The organism is Pseudomonas ulcerans (genome assembly GCF_036324125.1).
Lineage (GTDB): Bacteria > Pseudomonadota > Gammaproteobacteria > Pseudomonadales > Pseudomonadaceae > Aquipseudomonas > Aquipseudomonas ulcerans.
Genome location: NZ_JAZDQN010000018.1, coordinates 1 through 16335, shown reverse-complemented (window position 1 = coordinate 16335; position 16335 = coordinate 1). Strand labels below are relative to the sequence as shown.

Sequence of the window (16335 nt, the reverse complement as noted above, 5' to 3'; positions counted from 1 at the left end):
CCATAGCAATCGCGGGTGAACCCGCTCCCACAGGGGCCGCGCTACCTTGTCGGCTCCGGCACCCAACTACCAATCCAGGCTCAGGCGACTCTCGAAATACCGCTCCTCCCCGCTCAACGGATCACTGAAGCGCAGGCTCTTCGCCAACAGCTTCAATGGCTTGGCAAGATCATCTTCCCCCTGCACCACCTCCGGATAGAACGGATCGTTGCAGATCGGCGCCCCCAGCGCCGCCATGTGCACCCGCAGCTGGTGGGTCTTGCCCGTCACCGGCGACAATCCGTAGCGCCACAACCCGCCATTGCGCTCCAGCACATCCGCCACGGTCTCGCTATTGCTCTCCCCCGCTACCTCGCGCATGCGGAAGAATGGCTCGCCATTGGCCATCCGGCTCTTGTGTACCAAGGGGAATTGCAACTCAGGCAAGGCGGGTGCGATGGCCTGGTAGTGCTTGTCGATGCGCCGCGTCGGAAACAGCTGCTGATACGCCGAACGGCTCTGCGGGTTGGCGGAAAACAGCACCAGCCCGGCCGTATGCCGATCGATGCGGTGCAGGGGCACCAGATGGGGGTTGTCGAGACGCCGGATCAGGCGGCGCAGCAAGGTCTGCTCGACATACTCGCCCGTCGGCGTCACCGGCAGGAAATGCGGCTTGTCCGCCACCACCAGGTGCTCATCGATATGCAGGATGCTTTCCTGTACCGGAATCGGCTTCTCGTTCGGCACTTCACGGAAATAGTGGATACGCAGCCCCTGGCGATAGGGATGATCGAGCGCCAGGGCTTGCCCCTGGGCATCCAGCACCCGCCCGCGGGCGAAGCGGTCGAGCCAGACCTCGCGACCGATGGCCTGGAAATGCTCGCACAGGCAGTCCAGCACGGTGGCCCAGTTGCCCGGCGGCAGGCAGACGGTACTGGCCTGGTGCTTGGCCGGATCGAAGGAACTCATGGACACACTCGCTACTGAAGGGTCGGCCATTATCCGGCATGCCCACCGCCTCAGCCAACCTCCGCCGACATCCCGTCACAGGTCGCCTTCAGCCAGCGCAACACCGCCACCGCCTCCCAGCGACTGGCGTCGTACAAGGCATAGGCCTGCCCTTCGTAACCGACCACGTCCAGCGGCCGGTGGAAGCCGGCACGCTGGAACAGCGCTTCGATCTCGGCGAAGCAAGTGTTGAAATGGACCTTGCCGAACGGCGTACGGTCGTCGGTGACCAGACCCTCCTGGCGCAACTCGCGCACGACCTCGCCGATTTCGTCCGCAGACATGCGATTGACGCTGGATTTCAATTGTTCGACGTTGACCATGATTCTTCTCCGGACATGAAACCGCCCGCCTCGCATACTGTATATTTATACAGCATAGGAGGCGAACGACCTGAACGTCAATCGACGTCACGATTCATTGCAGGCCCGGCAGGTAGCCGGTGCCCTGGCGGATGGTCAGCACCTGGCGGCGCTGCTGGTGTTCGGCGAGGCCCAGGTGTACCCAGCCGTCGAATTCGAGGATCAACTGGTCGAATGCCAGCGAGCTGTCCCGGATGCGCTCGGCCAGCTCTCGTGGCGTCAGGCTGACCGCGATGATGTCGGCAGCGAGCCCGAGCAGATGGGCACTGGTGGCGGAACCGCCGACCCGGCGGTTGAGCGCCACGCTGCGATAGCCGCTGCTGACCAGCAAGGGCTGACCGACCAGGCTGCGCACCTGTTCGAGGGTCTTGCACAGCTCGACGAGGTTGGCGATGGTCTTGCTGTCAGGGTTGTTGTCCAGGCCTTCGCGATTGGCAATCTGCGAGGTGGTCATTTCGGCGAGGGTGAAATGCGGGGTGAGGAACATGCGAGCCACTCCTTTGGCGTTGGAATCCGCGCTGGCCAGGGCCAGCAAAGGGGGATTCTCCAACCGCCTCCGAAACGATGCATGCGTGCTTGTGCATCAAGATGTGACCCAGGCCAGTCACCCGAGGAAAGCCACCACCTGGTCGGCATCGAACGGCCAGTTCAGTTCCGCACCGTTGTCGCAACGGCGCAGGACCGGGATGCGCAGGCCGTAGCGCTCGACCATGGCCTCGTCCTCGCCGATGTCCACCAGCTCGACCAGCAGGCCATGCTCGACCAGCGGCATGAGCAACGCCTCGGCGACTTCACACAGATGGCAACCCAGGGTGCCGAACAATTGGCATTCAGGAAGCATGAAAAATACCGATACGAAATAAACGAAGTGCACATTCTAGGACTCGGCCCGAACCCCGTCGAGGCGCGCCCGGCAAAGAGGAAAAGATTGACCTGGATCAATCGGCAGCCTTTGCAGGCGCTGTACGCTAGACGTTTTTTTGCTGTTTTTTACAGGGAGTATGAGGCGTGTTCGCAAACCTGCTGATCATCCTGGCGTCGTCGCTGGTCGTCATCGCGGTATTCCGCCGGCTGCAATTGCCGCCGGTGTTGGGCTACCTGTGTGTCGGCCTGTTCGTCGGCCCGACGGCGCTGGACTGGGTCAACGAAAGCGAGGAACTGCCCGACCTGGCGGAAATGGGCGTGGTGTTCCTGCTGTTCTCCCTCGGCCTGGAATTCTCCCTGTCGAAGATGCTTGCCCTGCGCCGGGTGGTGTTCGGCCTAGGCAGCCTGCAGGTGGTCTGCACCGGCGTACTGCTGGCCGGGATGCTGTCGCTGCTGGGCATGCCGAGCACTGCGGCGCTGTTGCTCGGCGGCGGCCTGGCGCTGTCGTCCACCGCCATCGTGTCCAAGGAGCTGACCAGCCTCGGCGAGATCTTCAGCAGCCACGGGCAGAACGCCATTGGCGTGCTGCTGTTCCAGGACGTGGTGGCTGTATTGCTGCTGACCCTGGTCCCGGTGTTCGCCGGAGAAAGCGGCCAGGCCTGGTACTGGGCGCTGCCGCTGACCCTGGCCAAGACCGTGGTGCTGTTCGTCGGCCTGCTCCTGGCGAGCCGCTGGCTGCTGCCGCGTCTGTTCCACGAAGTGGCCAGCTCCCATTCGGCGGAGCTGTTCGTCCTGCTGGCGCTGGTGATCGTCCTGCTCACCGCCTGGCTCACCCACCTGCTCGGCCTGTCGCCGGCCCTGGGCGCGTTCCTCGCCGGCATGCTGCTGGGCGAAAGCAACTACCGGCACCAGATCGAAGCGGATATCCGGCCGTTTCGCGACATCCTGCTGGGCCTGTTCTTCGTCAGTATCGGCATGCTCATCGACCTGCAGCTGTTCGCCAGTCATGGCCTGGAGATCCTCGCCCTGACCCTCGGCCTGCTGCTGTTGAAAGGCTGCGTGGTCGCGGCCCTGGTGCGGGTGCGTGGCAGCGACGCGGAAACCGCCTGGCGCAGCGGCCTGGCCCTGGCCCAGGGCGGCGAGTTCTGCTTCGCCCTGATGGCGCAGATGCAGCAGAACAAGCTGTTGCCGGAAGCACTGGGGCACCTGCTGCTGGCGGCGACCTTCTGCTCGATGCTGGTCACCCCCCTGCTGCTGCGTGCCGCGCCGACCATCGCCCTGCGCCTGCACCGCAAGCCCAACGAAGAAGTGCACCTGGAAGAGATCGAGGCGCGCAGCGCGGCCATCAATGGCCATGTAATCATCTGCGGCTATGGCCGGGTCGGCCAGTCCATCGGGCGCTTCCTGCGTCGCGAGCAATTACCGTTCATTGCCCTCGACGATGACCCGGTGCGGGTCCAGGAAGCCGCCGCTGGCGAGCACTGCGTGCACTACGGCGACTCGCGGCGCGGGGAATTGCTGGAAGCCATCGGCCTTGAGCGGTCGCGGCTGCTGGTGATCGCCGTAGACAACACCGAGGTGGCGATGAGCGTGCTCAAGGCGGCGCGTCATCGCAACAGCCAGATCCCGATCCTGGTACGCACCCGCGACGACAGCCTGCGCGATGAACTGCGTGCCGCCGGCGCCAGCGCGGTGGTGCCGGAGGTGCTGGAATCCAGCGTGATGCTGGCGTCCCATGCCCTGGTGATGCTGGGGGTACCGGAAGAGCGGGTGCGCCAGACCGTGGAAGAGGTGCGCCAGAGCCGCTACCGCCTGCTGCAGGGCTTCTACCAGGGCGCACAGACCGAGATGGTGGACAGCGAGGGCCAGCCGAAACTGCTGATGCATGCGGTGCAGTTGCCTGCCACCGCCTACGCCTGCGGCAGGCGCCTGGACGACCTGACCCTGGAACAGCTCGGGGTGGAACTGCAGGCGGTGCAGCGCAATGGCAACGAGCTGGCGCTGAACACCGGCACCTGCCTGCATGCCGGGGATTCGGTGCTGGTGTGCGGGCCGATAGCGGCGATCAAGGCATGCGAGGCGCGCTTGCTGGCGGGACGCTGAAGCACTGTCTCGGGCCTTCAGCGCACTTGAGGTGCGCTGAAGGCTCGTGTCAGTCCTGGCTGGTCGCACCGATCTTGTGGATCGACAGGTCCGCCCCGTAGTACTCCTCTTCCTGGCTCAAGCGCAGCCCGTGCACGGCCTTGATCGCTCCATACACCGCAAACCCGCCCGCCAGCGCCATCACCACGCCAGCAAGGCTGCCGATCACCTGGCTGGCGAAACTCACGCCACCCAGCCCACCCAGCAATTGCTGGCCAAAGATACCGCAGGCGATCCCGCCCCATACACCACACAGGCCATGCAGTGGCCACACGCCCAGCACATCGTCGATCTTCCAGCGGTTCTGCGTCGCGGTGAAACACCAGACGAACAGCGCCCCCGCCACCGCCCCCGTCAACAGCGCCCCCACCGGGTGCATCAGGTCGGAACCGGCGCAGATCGCCACCAGCCCGGCCAGCGGGCCGTTGTGCAGGAAGCCCGGGTCGTTGCGACCGACCAGCAGCGCCGCCACGGTGCCGCCGACCATGGCCATCAGCGAGTTGACCGCCACCAGACCGCTCACCGCCGGCAGCGTCTGCGCGCTCATCACGTTGAAGCCGAACCAGCCGACGATCAGGATCCACGACCCCAGGGCCAGGAACGGGATGTTCGACGGTGCAAAGGCCACCAGTCGTCCTTCGCGATAACGACCGTTGCGTGGCCCCAGCAACAGCACCGCCGCCAGCGCCAGCCAGCCGCCCATTGCGTGCACCACCACGGAGCCGGCGAAGTCATGGAAACCGGCGCCGAAGGTCGCCGCCAGCCATGCCTGCACCCCGAAGTTGCCATTCCAGACGATGCCTTCGAAGAACGGGTAGACGAACGCCACGATCAGCAGGGTCGCGCACAGTTGCGGGGCAAAGCGTGCCCGCTCGGCGATGCCGCCGGAGATGATCGCCGGAATCGCCGCAGCGAAGGTCAGCAGGAAGAAGAACTTCACCAGGCCATAGCCATGCTCGGCGCCGAGGGTTGCTGCCGGATGCAGGAAATGGGTGCCGTAGGAGACCCAGTAACCGATGAAGAAATAGGCCAGGGTCGACACGGCAAAGTCGCTGAGGATCTTCGACAGCGCGTTGACCTGGTTCTTGTGGCGCACGGTGCCCACTTCGAGGAAGGCGAAGCCGGCATGCATGGCCAGGACCATGACCGCTCCGAGGAGGATGAACAAGGTGTTGGAGCCCTGGACCAGGGAATCCACGGCGCTTTGCAAATTTTCCATGAGGGCGGCAGACCTGCTGAACGAAAAAAGCACCAAAGCGGTTCGAAGGCCCTCCTGGTCGCACCAGACTGGATCAGCCGGATGCCCTTCCACCACGCACGAGGTGATTTTTCCTGGGTTTGTCTTGAATTGAGTTATGGTTGAACGGCCAGCCAGACAGGCCTGCGCCCGGAAACGGCGCAGACGCCAGGCCAGGCGCACCACAGCGAAGCAATTGCTGTACCAGCGCCATCGCACTGAACCTTCGGCGACACCCGGCACTCGAAAATTCAACTGCCCACCCTTCATGGAGAACCGTATGGCAAGCAAACAGGCACAGACCGCCCAGGAAATCCTCATGGCCGATTTCCAGACCCTGGTGCGCGACACCGAGAAACTCCTCGAACACACCGCCACCCTCGCCGGCGACCAGGCCGACGAACTCCGCGCGCAGATCCACGACAACCTGCTGCGCGCCCGGGAAACCCTGCAGCAGACCAACCAGGACCTGCGCCAGCGCGGCCAGGCGGCGCTGACCAGCACCGAAGACTACGTGCAGAGCAACCCCTGGCAATCCATCGGCATCGCTGCCGGCGTGGGCTTCCTGATTGGTCTGCTGGCCAGTCGGCGCTGAGGTCCGGGGCATGGAAAACCAAACCCCCGGTTCCTCCTCGCGGCGCCTCGGCGCCGCCATCCTCGGGCTGCTGCACGGTCATGTCGAACTGTTCGGCATCGAGTTGCAGGAGCAGAAACGCACCACCCTGAACCTGTTGCTGTTCGCCGGCCTGGCACTGGTCTTCGCCCTGCTGTTGCTGACCGCGCTGTCGGCGCTGCTGCTGGTGCTGCTGTGGGACACCTATCGCCTGGCCGGCATCATCGGCCTCTGCGTGTTCTACGGCGCCGCCGCGCTGTTCTGCGCCCTGCGCCTGCGCGCCGCCGTGTATGACGAGCTGTCGCCCTTCCGCGCCACCCTCGAAGAAATCGCCAAGGACCGGGAGCGCCTGTTGCCATGAGCCTGCCTGAACTGCCCAACACCAACGACCGTCGCGAGCTGCGCAAGGCCATGGTACGCCTGCGCCTGGAAATGCATCGCCAGGAAATCCGCAACGAAGCCAGCAACGCCCTGCAACCCCTGACCCGCCTGCGCAGCATGGGTGACAACCTGCATGGCACCCTGCAAGGCGGGCTGGGGATCAAGCATGCGCCATTGTGGGGCATCGGTGCGGTGGTGCTGCTCGGCTTCATCACCGGCAAAGGCGCACGCAGTGGCAACCTGGGGCGACTGACCAAGCTGACCAGTAGCCTTTTGCCACTGATCCGCCTGTTCATGCAGCAACCGCCCAGGTAGCCCCGGGGCAACTGGCGGCATTCTTGCAGAAAGATGACCGGGCGGTCCGTGCCGCCCTCAAGCGTCTACAACAACAAGGAGTCGCCGTGTCCGTCGAGCAACCGCTCGCCTGTTTCCAGCCGTTCATCGACACCGCCACTGGCCGTATCGCTGGCGTCGAAGCCCTGGGGCGCCTGCGCCAGGGTGACGGCACGCTGCGTTCGGTGGGCCCGCTGTTCAACGATCCGAACATCCCCTCCGCCGACTTGCTGCAACTCGACCGGACCCTGCGGGAACAGGCCTTCAAGCATTTTCACCAGGCCCCGGACGACTGGTTCCTGAGCCTCAACATTTCCCCGCGCTGGGTCAGCGAGCTGCAACCCGGCGAGCCGCTGCCGAGCCTCACGCAATTGCGCCAGCAGGGCATCGACCCGCAACGCGTGGTGTTCGAGATCACCGAGACCGGCGGCGATCGCGACCGCCTGGCCATGGTGGTGCGCCAGTACCGCGAAGCCGGCGCGCGGGTCGCCATCGATGACTTCGGCGCCGGCTATTCGCAACTGGACCGGGTGCTGTCGCTGCAGCCCGACATCCTCAAGCTGGACATGCGCCTGTTCCAGGCCGCTGCCCGCGGCGGGCCGAGCAGCGAAGTGGTCAAGGCCCTGGCGCAGATGGCCGAGAAGACCGGCTGCTGGATCATCGCCGAGGGTGTGGAGACCGAGGCCGAGCTGAATTTCGCCCTGGAATGCGGGGCGCGCTACCTGCAAGGCTTTCTCTTCGCCGGTGCCGAACCCGGCTTCTTTCCGGCAAACGCCTTTGCCGAACGCTTCGCCCGCCTGCGGGAAAACTATGTGCAAGGCAAGCTGGCGGAACGCACGCGACTGATGCAGCGCCGCCAGCAACTGGTGGAACTGATGCCGCAGTTGCAGCAGTGGGTGCTGAGCAACGCGCCGCTGGAAAAGCTCCCCGACCTGCAGGCCTACCCCTGGCTGCTGCGCTTTTTCCTCTGCGATCCCCACGGCACCCAACTGACGCCCAACCTGGAATGGCGCCAGCAACGCTGGCACGTCGACTCCAGCTACCTGGGGCACAACTGGTCATGGCGCCCCTACTTCCATCACCTGCTCGCCGAGGGCTGGACCGAGCGCCGGCTGATCCTCTCCAGCACCTACCGCGACGCCACCAGCAACCAGTACTGCCTCACCGCCGGGCAGTTCTTCGATGGCGGACGCCGCCTGCTGCTGATCGACGTCGACGCCGCCGGACTTTGAACTTGCGGTCAGGGGCCCGACACGGGAAGCTAGGCCCTTGAACTCGCAATGATGGAGACCCGGCCTTGGACTGGCACACCCTGCTCACCCGCGAACGCCTCGGCAAGACCCTGCACAGCCCCGAAGAGCTTGGCCGCAGTCCGTTCCACAAGGACCACGACCGCATCATCTTCTCCGGCGCCTTCCGCCGGCTGGGGCGCAAGACCCAGGTCCACCCGGTCACCAGCAACGACCATATCCACACGCGCCTGACCCACTCGCTGGAAGTCAGCTGCGTCGGCCGCTCCCTGGGCATGCGCGTCGGCGAGACCCTGCGCGAATGCCTGCCGGACTGGTGCGCGCCGAGCGACCTGGGCATGGTCGTGCAGTCGGCCTGCCTGGCCCACGACATCGGCAACCCGCCCTTCGGTCATTCCGGCGAGGACGCCATCCGCCACTGGTTCCAGCAGGCCGCCGGGCGCGGCTGGCTCGACGCCATGAGCGATGCCGAGCGAGCCGACTTCCTCAATTTCGAAGGCAATGCCCAGGGTTTCCGGGTCCTCACCCAGCTGGAATATCACCAGTTCGACGGCGGTACCCGGCTGACCTACGCCACTCTCGGCACCTACCTGAAATACCCATGGACCGCGCGCCACGCCGACTCCCTGGGCTACAAGAAGCACAAGTTCGGCTGCTACCAGAGTGAACTGCCGCTGCTGGAGCAGATCGCCCACAAGCTCGACCTGCCACTTCTGGAAAACCAGCGCTGGGCACGGCATCCGCTGGTGTACCTGATGGAGGCGGCGGACGATATCTGCTACGCCCTGATCGACCTGGAAGACGGCCTGGAGATGGAACTGCTGGACTACGCCGAGGTGGAGGCCCTGCTGCTCGGCCTGGTCGGCGACGACCTGCCGGAGACCTATCGCCAGCTCGGCCCGCAGGATTCGCGCCGGCGCAAGCTGGCGATCCTGCGCGGCAAGGCCATCGAGCACCTGACCAACGCCGCCGCGCGGGCCTTCGTCGAGCAGCAGCCGGCATTGCTGGCGGGTACCTTGCAGGGCGACCTGGTGGAGCACATGGACGGCCCGGCCAAGCGCTGCGTGTTGCAGGCCAAGGACATCGCCCGCAAGAAAATCTTCCAGGACAAGCGCAAGACCCTCCACGAGATCGGTGCCTACACCACCCTGGAAATCCTCCTCAACTCCTTCTGCGGCGCGGCCCTCGAACAGCACGGTGGGCGCACGCCGTCGTTCAAGCACCGGCGCATCCTCGACCTGCTCGGCAACAACGCCCCCGACCCGAACGCCTCGTTGCACAGCGCCTTCCTGCGCATGATCGATTTCATCGCCGGCATGACCGACAGCTACGCCAGCGAGATGGCCCGGGAAATGACTGGACGCTCCAGCCCGATCTGAATGCGCCCGCTGCCGCCCGGCCCCGTTCGCGGGCCGGGCATCGACGAATGGAACATGGCTGTTTGCCGGTATCTTCCGACAATAAACCTGGAAACTTCGCAAGGAACTTTGTAGCCAATAAGCAAATACAAAGTAGGAAAATTCCTATATTAAAGCTCTACCCCACTCTATTTATGTGCAGCCTTCTCATCTGGGCTATGGTGCCGCCTTCACCATGAGTTCCTTTGGAAGATTGAGCATGCACTCTGTATTTATCGTCGATGACCATCCTGTCATACGCCTGGCCTTGCGAATGCTGCTGGAGAACGAAGGCTATCGCATCGCCGGCGAGTCCGATAACGGCGTCGACGCCATGCAGATGGTCCGCGAAAGCCCGCCCGACCTGGTCATCCTCGATATCGGCATCCCCAGACTGGACGGACTGGAAGTGCTGTCGCGCTTCAATACCATGTCGCTGTCGCTGAAGATCCTCGTGCTCACCGCACAATCCCCCGCACTGTTCGCCATTCGCTGCATGCTCTCCGGCGCCTGTGGTTATGTATGCAAACAGGAAGACCTGAGTGAGTTGCTCAGTGCAATCAAGGCGGTACTTTCCGGCTACAACTATTTCCCCAGCCAGGCCATTGTCCCGTTTCGCCAACAGATTGAAATCTCGGAAGAAATAGAACTGTTCAAGTCGGTGAATGATCGAGAGTTGATGGTTCTGCAACTTTTTGCCCAGGGCAGGAGCAACAAGGAAATTGCCGAAGGCATGTTCCTGAGTAACAAGACCGTCAGCACCTACAAGAAACGTCTGATGCAAAAGCTCAAGGTGCGCTCGCTGGTGGAACTGATCGAAATGGCCAAACGCAACGAACTGGTATGACGGCCGCCATGCTCGCCAGGATCCTGCTCTGCGGCCTGCTGCTCCTCGTCGGCCTGGGCCGGGTGCAGGCCGACGAAGCCGCGCAAGACAACTTCAAGCTGCTCAGCCGCAGCGCCCAGGTGCCACTGCGGATCGCCATGACACCGGCCCAGCAGGCCTGGATCCACACCCACCGCGAACTGGTGCTGGGCACGTCGGCGCCGGACTATCCGCCGTTCGACATGACCGCCAGCGGCCGCGACTACGAAGGGGTCACCGCCGACTACGCCGGGTTGCTCGGCGCCACCCTCGGCCTGCCGGTGAAGATCCGCCGCTTCCACAGTCGCGACCTGGCGCTGCAGGCGCTGGTCAACGGTGACATCGACCTGCTCGGCAGCGCCAACAGCTACGATCTCGCGGTACCGGGCGTGGTTCTCTCCCAGCCCTATGCCGAAGACCAGCCGGTGCTGGTGACCCGGGAAAACGAGACCCGCCCCCTGGACACCGGCCTGCAGGGCCTGCGCCTGAGCATGATCGAGCACTACCTGCCGCTGGCCGAGGTGCGCGCCACCTACCCCTACGCCAGCATCCGCACCTACAGCGCCTACCACAATGCCCTCAATGCGGTGGCCTTCGACCAGGCCGACGTGTTCCTCGGCGACACCCTGTCGACCCACTACCTGCTCAACCAGAGCCACCTGCGCAACCTGAAGATGGCCAATTTCGCCAAGCACGAGGCCATGGGCTTTGGCTTCGCCGTGCACCAGAGCAACCAGACCCTCCTGACCCTGGTGAACAAGACCCTTGAAGCCGTCACCAGCACCACCCGCGCCAGCATTTTCCAACGCTGGAGCGCGGGCAGCAGCATCCTGCTCACCGACCGCAAGCTGCAACTGTCGCCGAGTGAAGAACAGTGGCTGGAAAAAAACCCGGTGGTGCGGGTCACGGTCGACGAGCACGCCGCCCCCCTGACCTTCCTCGACAAGTCGGGCAACCTGCGAGGCATCGCCGCCGACCTGCTGGAGCTGATCCGCCTGCGCACCGGCCTGCACTTCGAGATCAAGCGCAGCAACGGCATCAGCGACATGATCGACCAGGTCGAACATGGCCACGCCGATCTGATCGCCGCCATTTCCACCAGTCCGGAGCGCAAGGCGGCGCTGGCCATCAGCCGGCCCTACCTGGAAAACTCCTATGTGCTGGTGACCCGCGACGGCAAGGACGCGCCCCAGTCGCTGGAACAGCTGCAGGGCCGGCGCCTGGCCGTGACCCGCGGCAACCTGCTGAACGAAGGCATCCGCCAGCGCTACCCGGACATCCAGCTGGTGTCCACCGAGGACGCCGCGGCAGCCGCGAGCATGCTGGTGCACCGCCAGGTGGACGGCATGGTCATGGCGCTGATCAATGCCAACTTCAACCTCACCACCCACCGCGACCTGGTGATCCGTGCCACGGTCAGCGACGTCCCGGCGACCTTTTCCCTGGCCACCTCGCGCAACGCCCCGGAACTCGCCTCGATCCTCGACAAGGCCCTGACCAGCATCGATCCCGAGGAAATGAACAACATCAACAGCCGCTGGCGCGGCTACAACGGCGGCACCTATTCCTACTGGCAGAACCACCAGCATGCGATCCTCAAGATCATCCTCGGCACCTTGGTCCTGCTGCTCCTGTCCCTGGCCTGGAACGCCTGGATGCGGCGCCAGATGAAACAGCGCGAGGCGGCCGACCGGGCCCTCAACGACCAGCTTGAATTCATGCGCGCCCTGGTCAACGGCACGCCCCACGCGATCTACGTACGCGACCGTGAGGGCTTGCTGCAGACCTGCAACGACAGCTACCTGCAGGCCGTCGGCGTGGAACTGGATGTCGTGCTCGGCAAATCGATCCATGAAGCGCTGCGCAGTGGCGGCGACGATGCCGCCAAGATCCAGGCCGACTACCTGCGGGTGATGAAGGAAGGCCGCCCCCTGATCCTCGACCGACCGCTGCGGCTCAAGGATGCCGAACGGACCATCTACCACTGGATCCTGCCCTATCGCGACTCCCTCGGAGAAGTGAAGGGCATCATCGGCGGCTGGCTGGATATCAGCGAGCGGCGCCAGCTGATCCAGGATCTGCGCCTGGCCAAAGAGCAGGCCGATGCCGCCAACCGCGCCAAGAGCAAGTTCCTCGCCACCATGAGCCACGAGATCCGCACGCCGATGAATGCGCTGATCGGCATGCTCGAACTGGCCCTCAAACGTGCCGGTGACACGGACATGGACCGCCCGGCCCTGGAAGTCGCCTACCGCTCGGCGCGGGACCTGCTGTCGCTGATGGGCGACATCCTCGACATCGCCCGCATCGAGTCCGGCCACCTCAACCTGTGTCCGGAACGGGTCAATCCGGCGGAGCTGGTGCAGTCGGTGGGCCAGGTGTTCGATGGTCTGGCCCGGCAGAAAGGCCTGGAACTGAGCCTGGCCATCTCCCGCACCGCGCACCGCGACGTGCTGCTCGACCCGCTGCGCTTCAAGCAGGTGCTGTCCAACCTGGTCAGCAACGCGATCAAGTTCACCACCTGGGGTCAGGTCAAGCTCGACCTGGCCATCTCCAGCCTGCCCACAACCGGCGACGGCAACCGCGACGACCTGCAACTGGAAGTCTCGGTGTGCGACACCGGCATCGGTATCTCCGCCGACGATCAACAGCGCCTGTTCCAACCCTTCGCCCAGATCGAACCGGACAGCCCGCAAGCCCGCAGCGGTACCGGACTCGGCCTGGTGATCAGCCGCAGCCTGTGCGAAATGATGGGCGGCAAGCTGAGCCTGTTCAGCAAGCCTGGGGAAGGCACCGAGATCCGCATCAGCCTGCCCCTGCGCAGCCTGCCGGAATCCTGCGAGCCAAAGCCGCAGGAGCTGGCGCCACCAGCACCCAGCGCCAGCCTGCAGGTGCTGGTGGTGGACGACCATCCGGCCAACCTGCAACTGGTGGCGCAGCAACTGGATTTCCTCGGCGTGCACTGTCACTGCGCCGACAGTGGCGAACAGGCCCTGGTCCTGTGGCAGGCGGGCCACTTCGACGTGCTGATCGTCGACTGCAACATGCCACGCATGGACGGCTACCAGTTCACCCGCACGGTGCGCGAGCAGGAGCGCCAGCAGGAACGCACGCCCTGTACCATTCTCGGCTACACCGCCAATGCCCAGCCGGAAGTCCATGCCGCCTGCCAGGAGGCCGGCATGGACGACTGCCTGCTCAAGCCCATCGGCCTGCATACCCTCGGCCAGCGCCTGGCCGCCGTGGCACCACGACGCGGCGAGCGCAGCGCCCCCGCTCGACTCGACCTCAAGGGCCTGGAGCCGATCATCGGCGACTGCCCGACAGAGTTGCGCCGCCTGCTGGAGACTTTGCTGCGCAGCAGCCCGGAGGACCAGCAACGGCTGAGTGCCATCGATACCCATGGCAACCCGCAACCGCTGAAGAACGTCGCCCACCAGATACTCGGGGTAGCGCGGATCGTCCAGGCCGAGGAGCTGATGCTGGCCTGCGAGAAACTCGAGGAAGTCTGCGCACGCTTCGCCCCCGAGCCGGTGATCAGGCGGCGCAAGCGCCAGGTGCTGCAGCAGATGAAACGGGTCGACGAGACCTTGCGGCAAACCCTGGCAGGCCTGCCGCCGGCAAAGGAACCCGACGAGCAAAACCAGGAGTGAGGCGAGACAGGCAGGCATCCCGGCGTCCGAGCTGTTAGACTGCGCACCGTTATTACCTAGAGGATTGTTTTCATGGCTACCAACCGTTCCCGTCGTCTGCGCAAAAAGCTGTGTGTGGGCGAGTTCCAGGAATTGGGTTTCGAGCTGAACCTGGAGTTCAAGGAAGACCTGTCCGACGAGGCGATCGATGCCTTCCTGGACGCTTTCCTGGCTGAAGCCATGGACGCCAATGGTCTGGATTATGTTGGCGGCGAAGACTTCGGCCTGGTCTGCTCGGCCAAGCGCGGTTCGGTAACCGAGGAACAGCGCGCCAGCGTTGAAGCCTGGCTGAAAGGCCGCAACGAGCTGACCAAGATCGACATCAGCCCGCTGCTGGACGCCTGGTATCCGGATACCCCGATCAACGCCCAGTGATCGTGTGGAGCCGCGACAGGGTTCTGTCCGGTTCCTGCTGAAAAGCCACCCTCATGAGGGTGGCTTTTTCATGCCTGTCGGAAATGTCCCTCACGGACACTCCACAAAACCCGACAAAACCCTCCCTCCCCGACCCACGCCGCTCCGGGCTTGGGGCATAATGCGCGCTATCATTTTTTCAACCGGGGCCATCATCTTGTAAAGCCCCGTTTCATTTCCGCCTTCCTGCGCAGGGTTTTCAGTACTCATGACCCCATCCCTCCGTTCTCTGCTGTTCGCCGGCCTGTTGCTGCCCCTCGCCCTGCCGGCCCACGCCGTTCCCGTCAACACCAGCCTGCCACCCAAGGTGCAACAGGCCCTCAAGAGCAACAAACTGGACAATTCGGCGCTGTCGCTGGTGATGATTCCGCTCAACGGCCCCGGTACCCCGACCATCTTCAACGCCGATGTCTCGGTCAACCCAGCCTCGACCATGAAGCTGGTGACCACCTACGCCGCCCTGGAAATGCTCGGCCCCACCTACCAGTGGAAAACCGAGTTCTACACCGACGGCACGCTGAGCAACGGCGTGCTCAACGGCAACCTGTACCTCAAGGGCGGCGGCGATCCCAAGCTGAACATGGAGAAGCTATGGCTGCTGATGCGCGACCTGCGCGCCAACGGCGTGCAGACCATCACCGGCGACCTGGTGCTCGACCGCAGCCACTTCATCCAGCCGCAACTGCCGCAGTTCAACGATGATGGCGGTGACGAGAACAAGCCGTTCCTGGTCAAGCCCGACTCGCTGCTGGTCAACCTCAAGGCCCTGCGCTTCGTCGCCCGCAACGACGGCGGCCGAGTGCTGGTGTCGGTGGAACCGCCGATCGCCAGCATCCGCATCGACAACCAGGTCAAGGCCGTGGCCAGCAAGCAGTGCAGTGGCGACGTGCGCTACAACCCGGTGGTCCAGCCTGATGGCGTCAGCGTCACGGTGACCGGCCAGCTCGGCGACGGCTGCAACTCGCAGACCTACCTGTCGCTGCTCGACCACCCGACCTACGCCGCCGGTGCGGTGCGGGCGATCTGGAACGAGCTGGGCGGCAGCATCCAGGGCCGCGACCGCGTCGAGGAAGTACCGAAGAGCGCGCGCCTGCTGGCCCGCGCCTTCTCCCCGGACCTGGTGGAGATCATTCGCGACATCAACAAGTACAGCAACAACACCATGGCCCAGCAGTTGTTCCTGAGCCTTGGCGCGCGCTTCCGCACCGACGCCGATGGTGACGACGCCCGTGCCGCGCAGCGCGTGGTGCGTCAGTGGATGGCGAAGAAAGGCATCACGGCCTCGCACCTGGTGATGGAGAACGGCTCCGGCCTGTCCCGTGCCGAACGGGTCAGCGCCCGCGAGATGGCGACCCTGCTGCAGGCCGCGTGGAAGAGCCCGTATGCCGCCGAGTTCATTAGTTCGATGCCACTGACCGGCATGGACGGGACCATGCGCAAGCGCCTCAAGCGCACGGCCATGGCCGGTGAAGCCCATATCAAGACCGGCACGCTGAATACCGTACGTGCGATTGCCGGCTTCAGCCGCGACAGCAACGGCACGACCTGGGCGGTCACGGCGATCCTCAATGATCCGCGGCCGTGGGGCGCCTCGGCGGTACTCGACCAGGTGTTGCTGGACTTGTACAAGCAGCCGAAGGCAGCGATCGCCAGCCAGCCCTGAAATGTCGGCTATCTAAAGAGCAACGCAGTCCCTGTGGGAGCGGGTTCACCCGCGATGGCGATAGTTATAAGACCCCCCCCCCGCGGGGGGGCCCCCCCCCCCCGCGCGCGCGGGCGGCGAGTGGTTACGGGGGGG

General features: G+C 64.6%; 15 protein-coding genes. 10 read left to right on the top strand and 5 right to left on the bottom strand.

What is annotated here, in order from left to right; genetic code table 11:
* Positions 1-66: 66 nt before the first annotated feature.
* The 4 genes from V0R59_RS17105 to V0R59_RS17090 all read right to left on the bottom strand — a co-directional run bounded on the left by V0R59_RS17105 (position 67) and on the right by V0R59_RS17090 (position 2190).
* Positions 67-948: a pseudouridine synthase gene (locus V0R59_RS17105; RefSeq protein WP_330074595.1), complete on the bottom strand. Its 882-nt coding sequence runs from the start codon at positions 946-948 to the stop codon at positions 67-69.
* Positions 949-998: 50 nt separating this feature from the next.
* Positions 999-1310: a transcriptional regulator gene (locus V0R59_RS17100; protein WP_330074594.1), complete on the bottom strand. Its 312-nt coding sequence runs from the start codon at positions 1308-1310 to the stop codon at positions 999-1001.
* A gap of 94 nt (positions 1311-1404) precedes the next feature.
* Positions 1405-1836: a D-Ala-D-Ala carboxypeptidase family metallohydrolase gene (locus V0R59_RS17095; protein ID WP_330074593.1), complete on the bottom strand. Its 432-nt coding sequence runs from the start codon at positions 1834-1836 to the stop codon at positions 1405-1407.
* Positions 1837-1953: 117 nt separating this feature from the next.
* Positions 1954-2190 (bottom strand): glutaredoxin family protein, encoded by a 237-nt coding sequence (locus V0R59_RS17090; RefSeq protein WP_330074592.1) that lies wholly within the window; start codon positions 2188-2190, stop codon positions 1954-1956.
* 167 nt (positions 2191-2357) lie between these two features.
* Here V0R59_RS17090 and V0R59_RS17085 point away from each other — a divergent pair, with 167 nt between their 5' ends.
* Positions 2358-4316, top strand: coding sequence for a monovalent cation:proton antiporter-2 (CPA2) family protein (locus V0R59_RS17085; protein ID WP_330074591.1), 1959 nt, complete (start codon positions 2358-2360; stop codon positions 4314-4316).
* A gap of 49 nt (positions 4317-4365) precedes the next feature.
* On the opposite strand, the gene V0R59_RS17080 is transcribed toward V0R59_RS17085, so the two are convergent.
* A complete protein-coding gene (locus V0R59_RS17080; protein WP_330074590.1) occupies positions 4366-5574 on the bottom strand; it encodes an ammonium transporter in 1209 nt (402 codons plus the stop codon).
* Positions 5575-5872: 298 nt separating this feature from the next.
* Here V0R59_RS17080 and V0R59_RS17075 point away from each other — a divergent pair, with 298 nt between their 5' ends.
* From V0R59_RS17075 to dacB, 9 genes are all read left to right on the top strand, one after another.
* Positions 5873-6187: a DUF883 family protein gene (locus tag V0R59_RS17075; RefSeq protein ID WP_330074589.1), complete on the top strand. Its 315-nt coding sequence runs from the start codon at positions 5873-5875 to the stop codon at positions 6185-6187.
* A gap of 10 nt (positions 6188-6197) precedes the next feature.
* A complete protein-coding gene (locus tag V0R59_RS17070; protein ID WP_330074588.1) occupies positions 6198-6566 on the top strand; it encodes a phage holin family protein in 369 nt (122 codons plus the stop codon).
* Positions 6563-6901: a hypothetical protein gene (locus V0R59_RS17065; protein WP_330074587.1), complete on the top strand. Its 339-nt coding sequence runs from the start codon at positions 6563-6565 to the stop codon at positions 6899-6901. The genes V0R59_RS17070 and V0R59_RS17065 overlap by 4 nt, the downstream gene beginning before the upstream one ends.
* Before the next feature lie 86 nt (positions 6902-6987).
* On the top strand, positions 6988-8151 hold the full coding sequence (locus V0R59_RS17060; RefSeq protein WP_330074586.1) for an EAL domain-containing protein: 1164 nt from the start codon (positions 6988-6990) through the stop codon (positions 8149-8151).
* Positions 8152-8216: 65 nt separating this feature from the next.
* Positions 8217-9548: a deoxyguanosinetriphosphate triphosphohydrolase gene (locus V0R59_RS17055; RefSeq protein WP_330074585.1), complete on the top strand. Its 1332-nt coding sequence runs from the start codon at positions 8217-8219 to the stop codon at positions 9546-9548.
* 238 nt (positions 9549-9786) lie between these two features.
* The gene (locus tag V0R59_RS17050) at positions 9787-10413 is read left to right on the top strand and encodes a response regulator transcription factor (protein WP_330074584.1); all 627 of its coding nucleotides are present in this window, start codon (positions 9787-9789) and stop codon (positions 10411-10413) included.
* Complete coding sequence (locus V0R59_RS17045) at positions 10410-14084, top strand: transporter substrate-binding domain-containing protein (RefSeq protein WP_330074583.1); 3675 nt, start codon at positions 10410-10412, stop codon at positions 14082-14084. The genes V0R59_RS17050 and V0R59_RS17045 overlap by 4 nt, the downstream gene beginning before the upstream one ends.
* Positions 14085-14156: 72 nt before the next feature.
* Positions 14157-14498 carry a YggL family protein gene (locus V0R59_RS17040; protein WP_330074582.1) on the top strand — a complete coding sequence of 114 codons (342 nt, stop codon included), beginning with the start codon at positions 14157-14159 and terminating at the stop codon, positions 14496-14498.
* 247 nt (positions 14499-14745) lie between these two features.
* Positions 14746-16200, top strand: a complete 1455-nt coding sequence (gene dacB, locus V0R59_RS17035) for a D-alanyl-D-alanine carboxypeptidase/D-alanyl-D-alanine endopeptidase (RefSeq protein WP_330074581.1) — start codon at positions 14746-14748, stop codon at positions 16198-16200.
* Positions 16201-16335: the final 135 nt, after the last annotated feature.

What these genes read in the sequence shown, in the direction of transcription:
- V0R59_RS17050 (WP_330074584.1), top strand. Translation starts at nt 9,787, where the DNA reads ATGCACTCTGTATTTATCGTCGATGACCATCCTGTCATACGCCTGGCC.
- V0R59_RS17100 (WP_330074594.1), bottom strand. Translation starts at nt 1,310, where the DNA reads ATGGTCAACGTCGAACAATTGAAATCCAGCGTCAATCGCATGTCTGCG.
- V0R59_RS17090 (WP_330074592.1), bottom strand. Translation starts at nt 2,190, where the DNA reads ATGCTTCCTGAATGCCAATTGTTCGGCACCCTGGGTTGCCATCTGTGT.
- V0R59_RS17075 (WP_330074589.1), top strand. Translation starts at nt 5,873, where the DNA reads ATGGCAAGCAAACAGGCACAGACCGCCCAGGAAATCCTCATGGCCGAT.
- V0R59_RS17080 (WP_330074590.1), bottom strand. Translation starts at nt 5,574, where the DNA reads ATGGAAAATTTGCAAAGCGCCGTGGATTCCCTGGTCCAGGGCTCCAAC.
- V0R59_RS17065 (WP_330074587.1), top strand. Translation starts at nt 6,563, where the DNA reads ATGAGCCTGCCTGAACTGCCCAACACCAACGACCGTCGCGAGCTGCGC.
- V0R59_RS17040 (WP_330074582.1), top strand. Translation starts at nt 14,157, where the DNA reads ATGGCTACCAACCGTTCCCGTCGTCTGCGCAAAAAGCTGTGTGTGGGC.
- V0R59_RS17070 (WP_330074588.1), top strand. Translation starts at nt 6,198, where the DNA reads ATGGAAAACCAAACCCCCGGTTCCTCCTCGCGGCGCCTCGGCGCCGCC.
- V0R59_RS17105 (WP_330074595.1), bottom strand. Translation starts at nt 948, where the DNA reads ATGAGTTCCTTCGATCCGGCCAAGCACCAGGCCAGTACCGTCTGCCTG.
- dacB (WP_330074581.1), top strand. Translation starts at nt 14,746, where the DNA reads ATGACCCCATCCCTCCGTTCTCTGCTGTTCGCCGGCCTGTTGCTGCCC.
- V0R59_RS17045 (WP_330074583.1), top strand. Translation starts at nt 10,410, where the DNA reads ATGACGGCCGCCATGCTCGCCAGGATCCTGCTCTGCGGCCTGCTGCTC.
- V0R59_RS17095 (WP_330074593.1), bottom strand. Translation starts at nt 1,836, where the DNA reads ATGTTCCTCACCCCGCATTTCACCCTCGCCGAAATGACCACCTCGCAG.